General features: G+C 68.4%; 13 protein-coding genes. 6 read left to right on the forward strand and 7 right to left on the reverse strand.

Annotated features, from left to right (window positions below):
* Positions 1 to 9 precede the first annotated feature (9 nt).
* The 5 genes from OR600_RS01975 to guaA form a co-directional block, all read right to left on the reverse strand.
* Positions 10 to 573, reverse strand: a complete 564-nt coding sequence (locus tag OR600_RS01975) for an ImmA/IrrE family metallo-endopeptidase (protein ID WP_135978110.1) — start codon at positions 571 to 573, stop codon at positions 10 to 12.
* A gap of 4 nt (positions 574 to 577) precedes the next feature.
* Positions 578 to 934, reverse strand: a complete 357-nt coding sequence (locus OR600_RS01980) for a helix-turn-helix domain-containing protein (RefSeq protein WP_135978109.1) — start codon at positions 932 to 934, stop codon at positions 578 to 580.
* 600 nt (positions 935 to 1,534) lie between these two features.
* The gene (locus OR600_RS01985) at positions 1,535 to 1,954 is read right to left on the reverse strand and encodes a hypothetical protein (RefSeq protein WP_265590560.1); all 420 of its coding nucleotides are present in this window, start codon (positions 1,952 to 1,954) and stop codon (positions 1,535 to 1,537) included.
* Between the two features lie 209 nt (positions 1,955 to 2,163).
* Positions 2,164 to 2,943, reverse strand: a complete 780-nt coding sequence (locus OR600_RS01990) for a MerR family transcriptional regulator (protein ID WP_265590561.1) — start codon at positions 2,941 to 2,943, stop codon at positions 2,164 to 2,166.
* 135 nt (positions 2,944 to 3,078) lie between these two features.
* Positions 3,079 to 4,668 (reverse strand): glutamine-hydrolyzing GMP synthase, encoded by a 1,590-nt coding sequence (gene guaA, locus OR600_RS01995; RefSeq protein ID WP_135978101.1) that lies wholly within the window; start codon positions 4,666 to 4,668, stop codon positions 3,079 to 3,081.
* 261 nt (positions 4,669 to 4,929) lie between these two features.
* Between guaA and OR600_RS02000 the strand changes: the two genes are divergently transcribed.
* Entirely contained in the window at positions 4,930 to 6,360 is a 1,431-nt protein-coding gene (locus OR600_RS02000) for an LCP family protein (RefSeq protein WP_204406802.1), read from the forward strand.
* A 190-nt stretch (positions 6,361 to 6,550) separates the two neighbouring features.
* On the opposite strand, the gene OR600_RS02005 is transcribed toward OR600_RS02000, so the two are convergent.
* A complete protein-coding gene (locus OR600_RS02005) occupies positions 6,551 to 8,008 on the reverse strand; it encodes an LCP family protein (protein WP_204406803.1) in 1,458 nt (485 codons plus the stop codon).
* 329 nt (positions 8,009 to 8,337) lie between these two features.
* Between OR600_RS02005 and OR600_RS02010 the strand changes: the two genes are divergently transcribed.
* The 3 genes from OR600_RS02010 to OR600_RS02020 are packed head-to-tail and all read left to right on the forward strand — an operon-like array spanning position 8,338 to position 10,934.
* Positions 8,338 to 9,402, forward strand: a complete 1,065-nt coding sequence (locus OR600_RS02010; RefSeq protein ID WP_204406971.1) for a methionine ABC transporter ATP-binding protein — start codon at positions 8,338 to 8,340, stop codon at positions 9,400 to 9,402.
* Positions 9,399 to 10,058: a methionine ABC transporter permease gene (locus tag OR600_RS02015; protein WP_204406972.1), complete on the forward strand. Its 660-nt coding sequence runs from the start codon at positions 9,399 to 9,401 to the stop codon at positions 10,056 to 10,058. Before OR600_RS02010 ends, OR600_RS02015 begins: the two co-directional genes overlap by 4 nt.
* Positions 10,059 to 10,100: 42 nt before the next feature.
* Positions 10,101 to 10,934: a MetQ/NlpA family ABC transporter substrate-binding protein gene (locus OR600_RS02020; protein WP_251164020.1), complete on the forward strand. Its 834-nt coding sequence runs from the start codon at positions 10,101 to 10,103 to the stop codon at positions 10,932 to 10,934.
* Positions 10,935 to 11,009: 75 nt separating this feature from the next.
* On the opposite strand, the gene OR600_RS02025 is transcribed toward OR600_RS02020, so the two are convergent.
* Positions 11,010 to 12,002: a putative endonuclease domain-containing protein gene (locus tag OR600_RS02025; protein WP_265590562.1), complete on the reverse strand. Its 993-nt coding sequence runs from the start codon at positions 12,000 to 12,002 to the stop codon at positions 11,010 to 11,012.
* 366 nt (positions 12,003 to 12,368) lie between these two features.
* On the opposite strand from OR600_RS02025, the gene mfd reads away from it, so the two are divergent.
* Together mfd and mazG are read left to right on the forward strand one after the other, a co-directional pair.
* Positions 12,369 to 15,818, forward strand: coding sequence for a transcription-repair coupling factor (gene mfd, locus OR600_RS02030; RefSeq protein ID WP_265590563.1), 3,450 nt, complete (start codon positions 12,369 to 12,371; stop codon positions 15,816 to 15,818).
* Between the two features lie 218 nt (positions 15,819 to 16,036).
* Entirely contained in the window at positions 16,037 to 17,998 is a 1,962-nt protein-coding gene (mazG, locus tag OR600_RS09960) for a nucleoside triphosphate pyrophosphohydrolase (protein WP_373871640.1), read from the forward strand.
* Positions 17,999 to 18,109 lie beyond the last annotated feature (111 nt).

Genomic DNA, 18,109 nt, shown 5'->3' on the forward strand with positions numbered 1-18,109 from the left:
TGGTGTTGCTTATAGCCTTAGCGCTCTGCACCACTTTTCTCCCTTCGCTATTGCGGCGCATTGAGTCCGAGCTGCAGTTTTTGTGACTTGAAAGGACTCGCTAACCTCATCTGGAGTGAGATCGAGTATTTTACTGGCGGGCATCAGAAGCGCCCCTGCAAAGGCGTTTGCCTGCCATTCAGAGCTTTTGTATGCAGGGATGCTCTTGCTCGCTGCATTTCGTGCGAGAGCCCGCGGTACTCCTTCGTGCTCCAGAAGGTGCCCAACCTCGTGTGCAATTGTCATGCGCGAGAAGGGGTCGCCATCCACTGCTCCGTCATACACTTCCTCTCGGAGGCGAATAAGGTGCCTGTCGGGATATGTTTCTCCGAATTTATCGCCTAAATCACTGGTGGAGACTATTTCCGAATCGAAATCGTCATACAGTAAGGGAAGAACGAACTCAAAAAAATCGACTATTGGAAAGGGCTTGTCGCCTTTGTATCCGACCAGTCTGTGAACAGCATGCGCATCCTTCGTGAGGTCCATTCGACTTTTCGGCGGCACCTCAACTCCGTAGTCATGGGTATCCATACGCTTAGTCCTCCTCAAGGATTCCTCTGAGCCGTTTTTTCTGCTCCTCGCTTAAACAGGCGAATTTGCGTGCAAAAGCCACAGCGAGCTGCTGGTCTTGGCCAGGAAGCTCTTTAATGCGTAAAGAAACCTCATCGCGTGATCGATCCAGGGCGTCTTGAAGCGCTGAAAGTTCATCTGGATCAAGGTTATAGGTGGCTGCCAAACGGCCTGCAAATTCCTTTGGGGGGTTGCGCCGCCCCGTTTCAATTGAGGAAAGTGTAGATGATGCAATTCCCAGCTTGTCAGCCATGGTTTTCAGAAGCTCGTCATTGTCAATCCTTAGCCTTCGAAGGTACTTTCCCAACGCTGTCGCTGCCATGTGGTCTCCTTTCGTAGCTGCGAATTACTTTACAACACCAAGTAAACTCCTTCAACTCGAATTGTAATTTGAGTACATCTGAGCGGGCGAAACTAAGGTGTCGTGTTATTTGGCTGGTGCTGTTTGCGTGGGACCTACTGGAGCCCATTGCTGCCCGGTGCGTATCTGTCGCTCGCCTCCATTAGGAGGGCCTTGCCTTACGTTGCCGTGCCATGATTCATGCAGTAGCCCGCAGGGGCGCTTTAGATAAGGTGCCATCAAGCTTGATGCTTGCGTGTTGGGGGGGGGTGCACCCGGTGCGACGATAGGGGTCTCGCATCAAGGGTAACCCGAACCTGACAAAACAATTCCATTCGGTCATGAACTTGATGACTACGCTGCACATGGCTTCCAGTCATCACCAGTGGAATCGCATCGCCTGATCGCTAGTATCGCGAGCGGCGATGTCGGCAAATCGGTTGTTTTCGACAAACTATACAAACATGGGCCAAGAGCCCGCCAGCGAGCAAACGTCCGCTCTCACCCAATGATTGCCTAGCGATGGATCAGCGGAGCGGGGACGGGACTGGTGCCCTCGTAGACCTCGTCATTGGAGGTGTTTTACCTCCCCATACATGGATTGTGTTGATGGTCTTGGTCTTGAGAGAGGTCGGCCGTGGCCTTCTCCCGCGAGTCACCGAAGAGCGACCCCTCGAGGTCCTCGTCGGCGGTCTCGGCCCGCTCGGTGGCCTTTGCGAGGAGCTCCTCGTAGACCGGCTGCCAGCGAGGGTTCCTCACCGGGGCGCCGTTTTCGAACACGCCCACGAGGCGCGCGCCGACGACGGCGCCGTTTCGCTCGGCCATCAGCGTGATGGGGGAGCGCTGGAGCTGCATCGCGGCGTTGAACCTCCCGCAGAGGGCCCAGTCCTCCCAGGCGCCCGCCTTGCGGATCCAGTTGCACCAGAGGGAGTTGTAGATGAGGGCGATGGCGTCCAGGTCGTCGGCCACGGCCTCGCGCAGGGTGATTCCTTCGATGTTCATTGGCCCCTTCTCGTGAGACGAAAAGAGGGAGGCCGCGCCCGGCCTCCCTCATAGATTCAGAATGTCCTACCCCCACTCCCCGAAACCAAGAGAAATCTTATCACCCAGAGCAAGCCGCACCGATAGCCCAGAGATGGTGTTTCCTGTAAGGGCGGCATGTATGTTGTCACACGCATGCCGCCCACGACAACTGCCTGGCGTTTAAGGCGTTACTCGATATTTGCCTCGATGATCCGGCAGAGGAACTCGGTAGCGCCATCGCCGCAGGCGCCGTCGTAGTATTCCACGAAGCGCGGGTCTGTCAGATAACCCTGGGCCAGAGATCGATGCGCCTCAGGGGTGTAGGCGCCTTCTCCCCAGTGCACCTTGATCCATTGGGCGTGCATGCCGGCAACAAGCCTTGACTCAGGTGAGGCCGGATCGCCTGTGGCCATCGCCACGATCAGGTTGTCCTTGATGCGATGCTCCAGCTCCTCCTTGGCATCCCATGCCGTCTTGCTCATCCCGAGCATGCGCTCGTTCGCCTCGTCGATGGCCGCATCACCGTAGAGCGAACGGGCCTCTTGGCCGTACTCATTCTCGAAGTCGGCGACCGACTGCTTCTTTATCCGTTCGAATCGCTCTTTATCATCCATTTTTCCAAAAGCCTCCAATCCCGCCACGGCGATCCTCGCCGCCGCGATGGTCTCGTCCAATTCTTTCCTCTGTCGACAAAGAAGGGTCAGATGCTCTTGAAGCATGGATGCGAGGTCGAAATCCGACCTGTCGAGCGCGTCCTCGATCGACTCCAGGGGGACGCCGCAAGACCGCAGGAGCAGGATATGCTGCAGCCTGTGCATGTCGGCAGCGTTGTAGACCCGGTACCCGTTCGCGGCGCGCGCTGGAACAAGCAACCCGATCTGATCGTAGTAGCGAAGCGTGCGCGAACTCACACCAGCCAGGTCGGCCAGTTCCTTGGTGGTGTACGTTCTGTCCACGGGGACGCCCATGCCTTCTCCGATCTCGCGGCTTCTTGAGCAACTGCTATCAGAGTGAGCTATGACGCAGCGTAATGGTCAAGGAAAGGAAACGGCCCGACGATGATCCGCCGGGCCGTTCTTAAAAAACACCTATAAACCGGTGTTTCACTCCCACTCGATGGTCGCGGGCGGCTTGCTCGTGACGTCATAGCACACGCGGTTGATGCCGGGCACCTCGTCCACGATGCGCTTGGAGATGGTTCCCAGCACCTCCCAGGGCAGCTTGGCCCAGTCGGCCGTCATGGCGTCGGAGCTCTCCACGGCCCGCACGATCACCGGGCGCTGGTAGGTGCGCTCGTCGCCCATGACGCCCACGCTCTTGATGTCGGGGAGCACCGCGAAGTACTGCCAGCAGGAGTGGGCGCTGTTGCGCTCGCCGGTCTCCTCAAAGAGCCTGGCGTTGTAGGCGTCCAGTTCCTCGCGCACGATCCTGTCGGCCCCCTTGAGCATCTCGAGCTTCTCGGGGGTCACGTCGCCGATGATGCGGATGGCCAGGCCCGGGCCCGGGAACGGCTGGCGGTAGACCACCTCGTCGGGCAGGCCCAGGGTGGTGCCGAGCTCCCGCACCTCGTCCTTGAAGAAGTGGTCCAAAGGCTCGATGAGGTCGAAGTGCACCCCCTCGGGGAATGGGATCAGGTTGTGGTGGCTCTTGATGGTGCTCGCCTTGCCGCCGGTCTTGCGGGCACCGCTCTCGATGATGTCGGGGTAGATGGTGCCCTGGGCCAGGTACGTCACGTCACCCAGCTTCTGGGCCTCCTCGAAGAAGACCTTCCAGAACTCCGTGCCGATGATGCGGCGTTTCTCCTCGGGCTCGGTGACGCCGGCCAGGAGTCTGGCGTAGCGCTCCTCGGCGTGGACGTGCACCAGCGGGATGTTGAACACCTCGCGGAACACGTGGTCCACGCTCTCGGGCTCGCCGGCGCGCAGCAGGCCATGGTCCACGAACACGCAGGTGAGCTGGTCGCCCACGGCGCGGTGCACCAGGGCGGCCGCCACGGCGGAGTCCACGCCGCCGGAGAGGGCCAGGATCACCTTGGCGTCGCCCACCTGCTCGCGGATCTGGGCCACCTTCTCCTCCACGATGTTGTCCATGGTCCAGGAGGGCTCCAGGTGGCAGATGTCAAAGAGGAAGTTCCTGAGGATGCGCTCGCCGTGCTCGGTGTGGCGCACCTCGGGGTGGAACTGGGTGGAGAACAGGCGCCGGCGGGGGTCCTCCATGACGGCCACGGGGCAGGCCTCGGTCCTGGCCGTGACCATGAAGCCCTCGGGCGCGCGGCTCACCGAGTCGCGGTGGCTCATCCACACGGTCTGGACCTCGTTGGGGGTGCCGTCCAGCAGGGGGGAGCTGCCCAGGCGCATGAGCTGGGCGGGGCCGTACTCGCCCACGTCGGAGTGGCCCACCTCGCCGCCGAGCTTCACCGCCATGATCTGGTGGCCGTAGCAGAAGCCCAGCACCGGGATGCCGAGCTCGAGGATGGCGGGGTCCATGTCGGGGGCGTCGTCGGCGTAGACCGAGGCCGGCCCGCCCGACAGGATGATGGCGTCGGGGGCCATCTCGCCGAGCTCTGCCGCGGAGATGTCGCACGGGACGACCTCGCTGTAGACGTGGAGGTCGCGCACGCGACGGGCGATGAGCTGGCCGTACTGGGCGCCAAAATCGAGGACGGCTACGAGCGGGCGGGGCGTGTCTGCCATGGATACCTCCGGATTCTCCTTGGGGCGTAGGACCGATGATAGCGCGGAGCGAGGCCGCGAGGGGAGGGGGAGGGACCCGGCGCCGCGCGGCGCCCTCCCTTACAACCCCTACAGAAACCCGCATATCTTGTGCGAGGGGCAAGAGGGGCGGGGCCGTTTACTACCATGGTGCCGACCCGGGCACCGCTCGGCCGAGAACCGCACCCAGAAACGCAGCAGCCAATCGACCAGAGGCGCCCGCCGGCGCCCGAGAGGACCGCCGTGAGCCGCAGACGCCAAGGCAACCGACAACTGAGCAATCCATCCGCCCTTACCCGCGACCGCGCGCAGGAGCGCTACTCCCGCAAGCGCCGCCAGAGGGACCGGAGCCGCAACGTCAAGCGGGGCCTCATGGCCGCGGGCGCCGTCGTCGTGGCGGTGGTCGCCGTGGCCGTGGTCTACCTCGTGGGCATCCAGGGGCGCCTGAACCAGGGCCTCGACAGCGGCCTCCAGGGCGTGCTGAGCACCTCGAACATCAAGGACCCCTTCTACATGCTGCTCCTGGGCACCGACAAGTCCAAGGAACGCGCCCAGAGCGCCGAGTTCGGCGACGACCCGTCGGCCTACCGTACCGACTCCATGATCCTGGCCCGCATCGACCCGGCGACCAAGCACGTGACCCTCGTCTCCATCGAGCGCGACACCCTTGTTGACATGGGCGAGCACGGCCGGCAGAAGATCAACGCCGCCTACTCCATCGGCGGCGCCTCCTATGCGGTGGAGGTGGTGAGCCGGTTCGCCGGCGTGCCCATCTCCCACTACGCCGAGATCAACTTCGACGACTTCGTGGGCGTGGTGGACAAGATCGGCGGCATCGACGTCGACATCAAGATCGACCTCGACGACGACTACGCCAACCTCCACCTCAAGGCCGGCAAGCAGACCATCAACGGCGACCAGGCCTTGGGCCTGTGCCGCGCCCGCCACGCCTACGACGCCTACGGCGGCGGCGACTACTACCGCACGGCAAACCAGCGCATGGTCATCGGCGCCATCCTCAAGAAGGTGCTGGCGAGCGACCCGCTCACCCTCACCGGCACCGTCAACGAGCTGGCCGGGTCGGTCACCACCGACCTCTCCCTGGCCGACATCGCGAGCCTGGCCACGTCGTTCAGGGGCTTCGACCTGTCCAAGGACCTCTACTCCGGCCTCGAGCCCACCACGTCCAAGTACATCGACGGCACCTGGTACGAGACCGTGGACGAGGAGGCCTGGAAGACCATGATGGACCGGGTGAACCAGGGGCTCTCGCCCTACTCCGACCAGTCCCAGGACTTCACGAGCTCCGTGGCCGGCGGCGACCACGCCATCGAGAACGGCGACGGCTCCACCGGCTCCGGCGACGGCTCCCAGCAGCAGTCCGGGGGCTCCGTGCTCGTGCTCAACGGCGCCGGCGTCACGGGCCTCGCGGGCAACGTGGCCTCCACGCTGCGCAACAGCGGCTACACGGCCGACGCCCAGAGCGCCGACAGCTACGACCACGCCACCACCGAGATCCTCTTTGTGGGCGAGGAGAACAAGGCCCGCGCCCAGGCCATCGCCGACCTGCTGGGTCTCTCCGGCTCCGTGGCGGCGGCCCAGGGCGCCTACGGCGACGGCACGGCCGACGTCGTGGTGATGCTGGGGGCGGACATGGCGGGCACCCTGCAGTAGGGCAGGGGCCTCGGTCATGCCTCGAGGTGACGCCCTGGGGGTCCGACCGGTGGGACAAAAGTGCCCGACCGTTGGGACAGAAGTGCCCGACTGGTGGGACAGACATGGGAAGGGGGCCGTGCATCGCCAGGTGCACGGCCCCCTTCGGTGTGCCCCCGCAGGGGCGGGTCTGCCTTCGCAAGGGGCGGCGTCAGCTGTAGTCGCGCAGGTCCGTGCCCAGCACCACGAGTACGTCGGCGTCCGAGGTGTAGCCGGCGCTGGCGTCGATGACGTTCACCTGGCCGCCGAGCACCTTGGCCACGGTCTCGGCCTTGGCCTTGCCGGCGTCGTTCATGTAGACCACCACGGTGTCGTCGTAGTGGTTGCGGGCGGTGCCGGCGGAGGTGTCGTAGCCGTAACGGGCCAGGCTGTTGGCCACGCGGCCGGCCAGACCCTCCTCGCCGGCGCCGTTGAGCACCTCCACGGTGCCGGAGTAGTCCGTGCCGTCCTTGTCGGCGCCCGTGTTGGTGTCAAAGGTCGTGGAGTCGGGGAGGGTGGTGTCGGTGCCGCCGTCGTTCTTCACGTTGACGGTGCCGCCGGCGTCGGTGCCGGTGGGGTCCTCGTCGGCGCTCGCGTAGGGGGAGAGGCCCTGGTTCACGCGGGTCATCATGGTCTTCCAGGCCTCGGTGTCGCAGATCTCGTACCAGGTGTTGTTGACGTAGCTCGAGGTGGTGGGCTCCATGCCGGTGTAGACGTCCTTGTCCATGTCGATGCCCTTCATCTGGTTGGCGAGGGACAGGATGTCTGCGAGGGAGAGGTCGGTGGACACGGCGTCGGCCATGGACGAGATGGTGGCCGTCATGGTGGCGGGGTCGGAGGCCAGCACCTTCTTCACGATGGCTGCGATGACCATGCGCTGGTTGGCGGCGCGGTAGAGGTCGCCGTCGCCGTAGGCGTCGTAGGCGTGACGGCTGCGGCAGAGCGTGAGGGCCTGGGCGCCGTTGAGGGTCTGGAGGCCCTTCTTGATGGGCTCGCCGGCGTAAGGGTCGTCGATGTCGATGGGGACGTCCACCTCGATGCCGCCGAGGGCGTCCACGATGCCCTCGAAGTGGTCGAAGTCGATCTCGGCGTAGTGGGAGATGGGCACGTCTGCGAACCGGCTCACCACCTGCACGGTGTAGGACGGCCCGCCGAGGGAGTAGGCGGCGTTGATCTTCTGCTTGCCGTGCTCGCCGAGGTCCACCAGGGTGTCGCGGTGCAGCGACACGAGGGTGACCTGCTTGTCCTTGGGGTCGATGCGGGCCAGCATGATGGAGTCGGTGCGGTAGTTGGAGGAGTCCTGGCCGTACTCGGCGCTCCCGGCGCGCTCCTCGGACTTGTCCACGCCCAGGAGCAGCATGTAGAACGGGTCCCCCGCCTCGGTGGTGGTGAGGGTGCCGCGGAGCTTCTGGTCGACGCCGCTGTTGAGGCGCCCCTCGATGTTGGAGAGGTACGCCCACGCGCCCACGGCGCCCAGCGCCACGACGCACACGACGACGAGCGCGAGGACCTTGAGGCCTTTGGAGCGGCTGCGCCTCCTGCGCCTCTCGGCGTAAAGGCCGGCGGCGTCCTCTCGGGAGAGGTGTGCCGCGTCCTCGGCGGTCGATCTGGCCTTCTTCTTTGACTTCACGGGCGTCTCCGCAGGTCGGTGTGGGTCATCAACGGACAATCGCCCGATTATACCGCGCCGCACCTGCGGTTATATGGCGGCCCTGTGAACCATGGCGGCACCATCCGGGGGGTTGCCATGGCGCCGCTCGGCCCCCTTCCGGCGCCGCCGCCCCGCGGCCCCCTCGCCCCGGTGCCGTTGGCGCGGGTGCCCGGGCACTGCTAGGCTCCCAAGAAGGCATTGTTTCCGGTCCGGTAAATCCCACGCACGCGCTGGGAATTGACGGCCCGTTCTGCGATGCTGTGCCAACGCCGCCACGTGTGGGAGGGCGGCCGTGAACCGGGGGACCCATGATCGAGCTGCGCAACCTGTCCAAGACCTTCTCCACCCCCTCGGGTGAGCTCCACGCCGTGAGCGGCGTCGACCTCACCGTCGAGGACGGCGAGGTCTTCGGCATCATCGGCTTCTCCGGCGCCGGCAAGTCCACCCTCGTGCGCTGCATCAACCTGCTGGAGCGCCCCACGGAGGGCTCCGTCATCGTCAACGGCCGCGACCTCGTGGCCCTGCCGCCCCGGCAGCTGCGCGAGGCGCGCAAGAAGATCGGCATGATCTTCCAGCAGTTCAACCTGCTGCAGCAGCGCACCGTGGCCGCCAACGTGCGCTACCCCCTCGACATCGCCGGGGTGTCCCGCTCCGAGGCCGACGCCCGGGTGGCCGAGCTCCTCGAGCTCGTGGGCCTCTCCGAGAAGGCCCGCTCGTACCCGGCGCAGCTCTCCGGCGGCCAACAGCAGCGCGTGGCCATCGCCCGCGCCCTGGCCAGCGACCCCGACATCATCCTTTGTGACGAGGCCACGAGCGCCCTCGACCCCGAGGCCACCCGCTCGGTCCTCGACCTCCTCAAGGAGCTCAACGCCCGCCTGGGCGTCACCGTGGTGGTGATCACCCACGAGATGAAGGTGGTCGAGCTCATCTGCGACCGCGTGGCCGTCATGGCCCAGGGCCGCGTCTGCGAGGTGGGCGCCGTCCAGGACGTCTTCCTGCACCCCAAGAGCGAGACGGCCCGCCGCCTCGTGTCCCCGGCCGAGGGCCACCTCGAGGACGCCCTCGGCGGCGAGCTGCCCCCCGGCATGGTGCGCATCGCCTTCACCGGCGAGGAGTCCGGCGACCCCGTGATCAGCGACCTCTCCCTCACCTGCGGCGTGCGCGTGTCCATCATGGGCGCCAACACGCAGGACATCGGCGGTCGCGCCTTCGGCCAGATGCTCATCCAGCTGCCCGAGGACCCCGACGCCGCCGACCGCGTCCGCGCCTACCTGGACGGCCGCGGCATCCACTACGAGGAGGCGGGAGACCCGCGAATGCCCGGCGGCGACGGCACCGGAACCCCGTCCGCGAAAGGGGGTGAGCGCCAGTGAGCCAGGAGATGATCGACCTCCTCGTCACCGGCACGTGGGAGACCCTGTACATGACCGTCGTCTCGACGGCCATCGCCTATGTCATCGGCGTCCCGCTCGGCGTGGTGCTCTACATCACCGGTGAGGGCGGCATCGCGCGCAACCGCGCCGTCAACCTGGTGGTGGGCATCGTCGTCAACGTGCTGCGCTCCATCCCCTTCCTGATCCTGCTCGTGGCCATCCTGCCCTTCACGCGCCTTGTGGTGGGCACCACCATCGGCTCCACGGCCACCGTCGTGCCGCTCGTGGTGGCCGCCGCGCCCTACGTGGCGCGCATGGTGGAGTCGTCGCTCAAGGAGGTCGACGGCGGGGTCATCGAGGCGGCCCGCGCCATGGGCTCCTCGCCCTGGCAGGTCGTGGTCAAGGTCCTCATCCCCGAGGCCGGCCCCTCGCTGCTCGTGGGCGCCGCCATCTCGCTGGCCACGATCCTGGGCTACTCGGCCATGGCGGGCTTCGTGGGCGGCGGCGGGCTCGGTGCCATCGCCATCAACTACGGCTACTACCGCTACCAGGGAGACGTCATGCTCGCCACGGTGGCCCTGCTCGCCGTCATCGCGCAGGTCTTCCAGGAGGGCGGCCTCAAGCTGGTTTCCAAGGTGGACAAGCGCCACCGCTGACACAGACACCGGGCGCACCGCCCGCTACCCAAGGAGACACCCATGAAGAAGCACCCGATCGCCGCGCGTCTCTGCGCCGTCGCCCTCGCCGTCGTCTGCGTGGCCGGCCTCGCCGCCTGCGGCCAGTCCGGCTCCTCCTCCGACGGCGACAAGACCATCAAGGTGGGCGCCAGCCCCACCCCCCACGCCCAGATCCTCAACGCCGTGAAGGACGAGCTCGCCAAGGACGGCTACACCCTCGAGGTCGTGGAATTCAACGACTACATCCTGCCCAACAAGGCCCTTGAGAACGGCGAGCTGGACGCCAACTACTTCCAGCACGTGACCTACCTCAACGACTTCAACGAGGAGAACGGCACGCACCTCGTGAACGCCGCGGGCATCCACTTCGAGCCCTTCGGCCTCTATGCCGGCAAGACCGCCTCGCTCGACGCCCTACCCGACGGCGCGACCGTGGCCGTGCCCAACGACACCACCAACGAGGCCCGCGCCCTGCTCCTCCTGCAGCAGGAGGGCCTGATCAAGCTCAAGGACGGCGCCGGCCTCAACGCCACCGTGGTGGACATCGTGGAGAACCCCAAGAACCTCAAGATCGAGGAAGTTGAGGCCGCTCAGTTGCCTCACCACTTGCCTAGCGTTGACATTGCCGCCATCAACGGCAACTACGCGCTGGGTGCCGGCCTCAAGGTCTCCGACGCGCTGGCCACCGAGTCCGACCAGGGCGAGGCCGCCAAGGCCTACGCCAACATCGTGGCGGTGAAGGACGGTAACCAGGACAGCGAGAAGACCAAGGCCCTCGTGAAGGCCCTCACCTCCGAGACGGCCAAGAAGTACATCGACGACACCTACGACGGCGCCGTGGTCACGGTCTTCTAGGAACAGGTTCTTACAAGGACGGCCCCTCTGGCGGCCGGCGCCCACGAGCGGCGCCGGCCGCCCTTCTGTGCGGGGCTACAGTAGGAGGTCCCGCCAGCGGGTGAGCCCGGCATAGAGGCGTCCTTGGAGGGAGCGGAGCGCGCCGTCCGGGGCGGGGAGCGGGCATCTCAGCCGCTCGGCGACTCGGCCTGCCCCCTTGTCGAGCCGGAGTAGGTCGCGCAGGTCGCGGTGGGCCCACTGCTCCACCCACCAGCCCGTCTGGCGCAGGACGCTGGCCCGGTTCATGTCGTCCTCGGCCACGTTCCGGTTGCCGAAGTGGTGCCTTCCCTGGTACTCGACGACCACATGCTCGGCGGGCCACGCCAGATCGGCGTGCAGGGGCGAGTAGCCCAGCTGGCGCTCCTGGGCAGGCGGGAGGTGGATCGCATGGTTGAGCTGCGGCCGCGGCAGCCCCAGCCCGCCGAGATCTCGGGGCAGGGAGAGCATGCCGGCCGTCGCTACCTCGAGGGGCGACCACCCGTTCTCAAAGGCCAGCCCCACCAGCCTGCGGACGCGCCTGAGCCCCGGCGTGGCCTCCGGAAGCGAGGAGAGGTAGTCCTCCATGACGGCGCGCCTGCACGGCGGGGAGGTCGGTCTGTCCCCGCCCGCTCCCGCGAAGCGGCCCAGGAGCTCGCAGGCTGCCCCGAGCAGGGGAGGGTCGTCCGCAAGCGTGGCCGTCTGGAGCAGGGCGAGGGCCGGGGTCGCCACGGAGACCGTGAGCTCGGTCTCCGGCACCTCCCAGAGGAGGAGGGAGCCCCCGCTCACGGGGCCACCCCACACGTGGGAGGAGAAACCGCGGTGCCGCGTGCGCGCGTCGGCCCGGGGCACGTAGAGGTGCACGGTTCCGTAGGGCTCGCAGGCGGCGCGGATGGCCTCGAGCTCCCGGTGGCGGGGCGGGTGCCGGTGGCAGCCGATGTCGTCGAGGGAGTCGTGGGCCCGCACCTCGGTGGGCCGTATGCACAGCGCGCAGGCGCGGTCGCACGCGATGCGGAGGGCGGTGGGGCCTCCGATGACGATCCTGTGGGCCATGGGGTGCTCCTCTCGGTAGCCGAAAACGCTCTGCGCGATATAAACGACGCAACATGGATAAGAAACGCTTGAAAACGGATAAAACGCCCTGTCTTGGAGGTACATGCGCATAAAACAGCATGGAATGCGATTTGATATCGCGCACTCGTCCGGAGGCTCCGCCCGGAGGTTCTGCCCGGAGGCGCCCAAGGCGCAGGAAGGGTGCTCCGGCCCTGCGGGAGAGGGGCGCCGCGGCCTGGATGGAATCGGACGCCCGGCGTCGGGCCCCGTCGCTCGGGGTACCATTCTAGGCGAAAACCCGTCGCTCCCCGCGCCCCTCGGCCTGTCCGAGGGCGCTTTGCGCTGTGCGAAAGCGAGACCCCGCCCATGTTCATCAACCGCATCGCCCGCCAGCTCCTTTCCGACAAGGGGCTCCGCACCATCGCGTCGCAGCTCCGCGAGGGGGAGGACGCCACCCTCTCGGTGTCGCAGTCGGGCCGCAACCTCGTGCTCGCCTCCCTCTGGGCGGCGGACCCGCGCCCCTGCCTCTACGTGGTCTCCGGCGAGGAGGCGGCCGACCGCGCCGCCCACGCCCTCTCGGCCTGGCTCGGCCTCGAGCACGTGATGCGCTACCCCGAGCGTCGCGACCGCCCCTGGAACGAGCGCATCGCCCCCGACATGGCGCAGCTCGGCTCCCGTACCCGCGCCATGGCGGCGCTGGCGGCCGAGGAGCCCTGCGTCGTGGTGGCCAGCGCCCGCTCGCTCATGCGCCGCGTGCCGCCGGCGGGCAGCCCCTACTACGCCTCCACCGTGTGGCGCGCCGGCCGGCAGGCGGAGCCCGCCGACGTCGTCGCCGCGCTCCTGGCCTCGGGCTACGTCGACACCGGCGACGCCGAGGAGCCCGGGTGCTTCTCGGCCCGCGGCGACACCGTGGACGTCTGCCCCGCCCAGGGGACCGGCCCCGTGCGCCTGGAGTTCTTCGGAGACGAGATCGACCGCATCCGCCGCGTGGTCCCCTCCACGGGCCAGACCATCGGAGAGCTCCGGGAGGTGGAGCTGCTCCCGGCCCGCGAGTTCGCCCTCACCGACGAGACCGTGGCCCGCGCCGAGAAGGCCCTCTACAACCGCGCCAAGGAGTCCTCCGCCGTGGCGGCCGACCTCGAGGCGATCCAGGCCCGCATCCCCACGGCCCGCACGGGCCTCTACCTGCGGGAGCTCTACGGCGCCACCGGCACGCCCCTCGACCACGTGGGGCCGTCGACCCTCGTGTGCCTCAACGAGCCCCGGGCTCTCTTCGACGACTGCCTGCGCGCCACCGACGACCTCGCCTCCTCGGCCCAGGGCGCCGGCGCGACCCTCGACGGCCTCTACACGGCGGCCCGGGAGCTGGACTTCGGCAACCGCCAGCGGCTGTCGTTCTCGTCCATCGCCACGGCAGGGGCCCAGCGGCCCGTGGAGCTCAAGGTGCGCCAGCCCCAGATCGCCGGCTCCGACACGCGCCTCCTCGGCCGCGTGCGCCAGCTCGTGAACGACGGCTTCTCCATCGCCTTCGCCGTGCCGGACCGCGGCGCCCGTGAGGCCCTGGAGCTCACCTTCGGCGACGAGCACGTGCCCTTCTCGGAGGCCCTGGCCGCCGACGCCGCCGGCCGCCTCCCCGTGACCGACCCGCGGGCCCAGGCCGACGCCCAGGCGCTCCCCCGGGAGAGCGTCACGTTCTTCGACGCCCCGGTGCCCGCCGGCGTGGTGGTGCCCTCCGTGCGCCTGGCGGTCTTCTCGGTGGGCGACCTCACCTCCCGCATGGCCAAGCGCGGCCGCGGCCGGCAGGTGGACCCCACCCAGGTGACCTTCCCGTTCAAGCCCGGCGACTACGTGGTCCACGCCACCCACGGCATCGCGAGGTTCGCCGACATCGTGCGCCGCGAGGTGGCCGGCAAGGAGCGCGACTACTTCCTGCTCGAGTACTCCGAGGGCGACAAGCTCTACGTGCCGCTGGAGCAGGTTGACCGCATCACCCGCTACGTGGGGCCCGACGGCAACAGCCCGCGCCTCACGCGCCTCAACACGGCCGACTGGTCGCGCGCCACGGCGAAGGCCCGCAAGAACGCCAAGAAGCTGGCCTTCGACCTGGTGGACCTCTACACGAGGAGGGCGGCCGTCAAAGGTCACGCCTTCGCCCCGGACAACTCCGAGCAGGCCGACATGGAGGCGAGCTTCTCCTACGCCCTCACGCCCGACCAGGCCAGGGCCGTCGCCGACATCAAGGCAGACATGGAGGCCTCGCGCCCCATGGACCGCCTGCTCTGCGGCGACGTGGGGTTCGGCAAGACCGAGGTGGCCCTGCGGGCGGCCTTCAAGTGCGTGCAGGACGGCAAGCAGGTCATGGTGCTCTGCCCCACGACCATCCTCGCCCAGCAGCACTACGAGACGTTCGAGCGGCGCTTCTCGCCGTTCGGCGTGACCGTGGAGGTGCTCAGCCGCTTCCGCAGCGCCGCGCAGCAGCGGCGCGCCCTCGAGGGCTTCGCGGCCGGCGAGGTGGACGTGCTCGTCGGCACGCACCGGCTGCTGTCGCGCGACGTCAACCCCAAGGACCTCGGCCTCGTGATCGTGGACGAGGAGCAGCGGTTCGGCGTCCAGCACAAGGAGCAGCTCAAGAACCTGCGCGAGCAGGTGGACGTGCTCACGCTCTCGGCCACGCCCATCCCGCGCACCATGCAGATGAGCCTCTCGGGCGTGCGCGACATGAGCCTCATCATGACGCCGCCCCCCGGCCGCCTGCCGGTGAAGGTGCACGTGGGGGAGTTCGACCCCGACGTCGTCTCCGACGCCATCCGCACCGAGACCGCCCGCGGCGGCCAGGTGTACTACGTGAGCAACCGCGTGACCACCATCGACGAGGCCGTGGGGCGCGTGCACGAGGCCGCTCCCGAGGCCCGCGTGGGTGTGGCCCACGGCCAGATGAGCGCCCGCGAGGTGGAGGACGTCATGGAGCGCTTCCAGGAGCACGACATCGACGTGCTCGTGGCCACCACCATCATCGAGAGCGGCATCGACAACCCCCACACCAACACCCTCGTCATCGAGGACTCCCAGCGCCTGGGCCTCGCCCAGCTCTACCAGCTCAAGGGCCGCGTGGGCCGCGGGCGCACCCAGGCCTACGCGTACTTCCTCTTCGACGGCGACAAGCCCCTCACCGAGGAGGCCACCGAGCGCCTCACGGCCATCAACGAGTACCAGGACCTGGGCAGCGGCATGCGCGTGGCCATGCGCGACCTCGAGATCCGCGGCGCCGGCTCCCTCGTGGGGGCCGAGCAGCACGGCAACCTCCAGCAGGTGGGCTTCGACCTGTTCACGCAGATGCTGGGTGCCGCCGTCTCGGAGGCCCGCGGCGAGGTGGGCGACGTCGAGCCTCCCGAGGTGACCGTGAACCTCTCGGCCGACTTCTACTTCAGCGACGAGTACGTCCCCGAGATCGACAAGCGCGTCATGGCCTACCGCCGCGTGGCGGCGGCAACGGAGCTCGAGCAGGTGGACCGCCTGGAGAGCGACCTCGCCCGTGAGCACGGCGACCTGCCCGAGGCCGCGCGGAACCTCCTGGATCGCCAGCGCATCCGCATCCGCGCCGAGCGCCTGGGCGTCACCTCGGTGGCCCTCACGGGCGGCAGGTTCGTGTTCCTGGGCCACAGCCCCGACCGCGACGTCACACGGGAGCTCAAGGCGAAGGGGGCTCTCGTGTACCCCAAGACCGCCAAGGTGGCCTACCCGCACCGCGCCGGCGACGACGTGGTGGCCGGCGCCCTGGCCGTGCTGGAGGCCATGGGCGGCGACGACGGGGAGTGAGCCCCTGCGGGCGCCGGAATGATGTACCGGGCCCCGCGCGGGGCGACCCCTGCGCCGCCTGTGCCAAGATTGATACCGTCCGAGGGGTGCCCGTCGCGGCGCCCCGCAGGAGCGCGGGAAGGGAGCGCCATGCTAGCACCCATACAGCCCGGCCGGGGCACGACCGGCCGCAGGGCCGCCCGACAGGCGGCGTCCACCGGCGACAGGGAGGTGCGCTGATGGGTTCATCCTCCCTCGAGCCCAAGGTGGTCGACGCTCGGGGGCGCACCCTGACCGGCGCCGACGTGCCCGAGGTCTGCCGCTACCTGCGCGGGTGCGTGCGTGCGGAGGTCCAGGACGACGGCTACGTGCGGCCCTGGCGCTTCTCGGCCAAGCAGCTCCGCCACCTCGCCGAGGTGGGCCGCAGCCACCGCGCCGGCTCCACGGCGGGCGTGTGCCTGGCCTTCGTCACCGACGGCAGCGAGGTGCAGGTGGACCTCGAGGTGGTCTTCGACCTCGCCCACGACGCCGACATGGTGCGCGAGGTGCGCGCCGCCGAGGGCCGCTCCCTGGCCCCGGAGGCGGGGCTCGTGGACTCCGTGACCCTCGAGGTCGCCGGCGTCCAGCATGTGGCCACCGTGGAGTCGGGCACGCTCACGTTCGTCCTCGACAACGGGGCCCACGTTCCCCTGGAGTGCCGCGTGTGGCTGCCCTACATCATGGCCGTGGCGGTGGGAGGGCTGCGCACGGACGGCAGCCTGGAGCCCATGCCCGACCGCCCGCTGCTGCTCACCCTGGGAGACTCCATCACCCAGGGCTTCGTCGCCGGCTGCTCCGGCGAGACCTGGCCCGTGCGCCTGGGACGCGACCTCGACTTCTGCCTGGTGAACCAGGGCGTGGCGGGCCACGTGTTCGACCCGGGCACCCTCAAGGGCTCCGGTCGCCTGCGGAGGGCCGCCCCCGCCGCCGTGGTCGTGGCCTACGGCACCAACGACTGGGCACGCATCAGCTCGGCCAGGCGCATCCGGAAGAACATCCACGCCTACCTGCGGCGCGTGGCCGACCTCTACGGCTCCTGCGCCCGCGTGTACGTGGTGTCGCCCCTGTGGCGCGCCGACGCCGCCATCGCCTCCGCCTCGGGCAAGCCCCTGGGCTGGGTGGGCCAGATCCTGCGCGACGAGTGCGCCGGGCTGGGATTCTCCTTCGTCGACGGCTTCGACCTCGTGGCCCACGACCCCCGCCTCTTCGGCGACCTGCGGCTGCACCCCAACGCCGAGGGCTCGGCCTCCATGGCCCGGTCCCTGGCCGTGCGCATCCGAGCCGACATCGCCTCCGGCCCCGTGACGGACCCGGCCACGGGCCTCTCGGCCGTCGCCACCGCGGCCGACGGGCAGAGCCGCGACCGCGCGGGCGCACCGGGGGAGCACCCGGGATTCGACGCCCTCGTGCGCACCATCTGGCGCCTGCGCCAGCCCGACGGCTGTCCCTGGGACCGCGAGCAGACCCACGGCTCCATCCAGCGCAACATGGTGGAGGAGGCCTACGAGGCCGTGGACGCCATCGACGGAGGAGACCCGCGCCATCTGGCCGAGGAGCTCGGCGACGTGCTCATGCAGGTGCTGCTCCACGCCCAGATCGCGGACGACGCCGGCGCGTTCTCCATCGACGACGTGGTGGCCGGCCTCGACGAGAAGCTCGTGCGCCGCCACCCCCACGTGTTCGGCGACGCCGCGGCGGCCGACGAGGGCGAGGTGCTCGCCATCTGGGAGCAGGTGAAGGACGCCGAGCGCGAGGACGCCGAGCAGGGCCTCCTGGACTCCGTGCCGCGCTCGCTGCCCGCCCTCATGGAGTGCCAGAAGGTCTCCAAGCGGGCCGCGCGCGCCGGGTTCGACTGGCCCTCCGCCGACGCCGTGTGGGACAAGGTGGCCGAGGAGCGCGCCGAGTTCGAGGCCGAGGAGCCCGGCGGGGAGGCCGCCGAGCTGGAGTTCGGCGACGTGCTCTTTGCCCTGGTGAATGTGGCCCGCAAGGGGGGCGTGGACGCCGAGCGGGCGCTCCGTCGCTCCACGGCCAAGTTCCGCCGCCGGTGGGCCGCCATGGAGCGGGCCGCCCGCGAGGCCGGGACGCCCCTGGAGGAGCTCTCCCATGGGGAGCTGGAGGGGCTCTGGGCCCGCGTCAAGGAGGGCGAGCGGGGGGAGCGCTGAGCCGCCCTGCAGGGCTCTGAGGATTCAAGGGTATCCCGCGCACGCCCCCGACCCCCGCCTCCGGGGGCGGGGGCAACGCGTGTATGATGGCTCTCCTGAGGGCGCGTCCCT

The sequence above is a fragment of the Granulimonas faecalis genome (assembly GCF_022834715.1).
GTDB classification, from domain to species: Bacteria; Actinomycetota; Coriobacteriia; order Coriobacteriales; family Atopobiaceae; genus Granulimonas; species Granulimonas faecalis.

What these genes read in the sequence shown, in the direction of transcription:
- mazG (WP_373871640.1), top strand. Translation starts at nt 16,037, where the DNA reads ATGGGTTCATCCTCCCTCGAGCCCAAGGTGGTCGACGCTCGGGGGCGC.
- mfd (WP_265590563.1), top strand. Translation starts at nt 12,369, where the DNA reads ATGTTCATCAACCGCATCGCCCGCCAGCTCCTTTCCGACAAGGGGCTC.
- OR600_RS02020 (WP_251164020.1), top strand. Translation starts at nt 10,101, where the DNA reads ATGAAGAAGCACCCGATCGCCGCGCGTCTCTGCGCCGTCGCCCTCGCC.
- OR600_RS02025 (WP_265590562.1), bottom strand. Translation starts at nt 12,002, where the DNA reads ATGGCCCACAGGATCGTCATCGGAGGCCCCACCGCCCTCCGCATCGCG.
- OR600_RS01980 (WP_135978109.1), bottom strand. Translation starts at nt 934, where the DNA reads ATGGCAGCGACAGCGTTGGGAAAGTACCTTCGAAGGCTAAGGATTGAC.
- OR600_RS02010 (WP_204406971.1), top strand. Translation starts at nt 8,338, where the DNA reads ATGATCGAGCTGCGCAACCTGTCCAAGACCTTCTCCACCCCCTCGGGT.
- guaA (WP_135978101.1), bottom strand. Translation starts at nt 4,668, where the DNA reads ATGGCAGACACGCCCCGCCCGCTCGTAGCCGTCCTCGATTTTGGCGCC.
- OR600_RS01975 (WP_135978110.1), bottom strand. Translation starts at nt 573, where the DNA reads ATGGATACCCATGACTACGGAGTTGAGGTGCCGCCGAAAAGTCGAATG.
- OR600_RS01985 (WP_265590560.1), bottom strand. Translation starts at nt 1,954, where the DNA reads ATGAACATCGAAGGAATCACCCTGCGCGAGGCCGTGGCCGACGACCTG.
- OR600_RS01990 (WP_265590561.1), bottom strand. Translation starts at nt 2,943, where the DNA reads ATGGGCGTCCCCGTGGACAGAACGTACACCACCAAGGAACTGGCCGAC.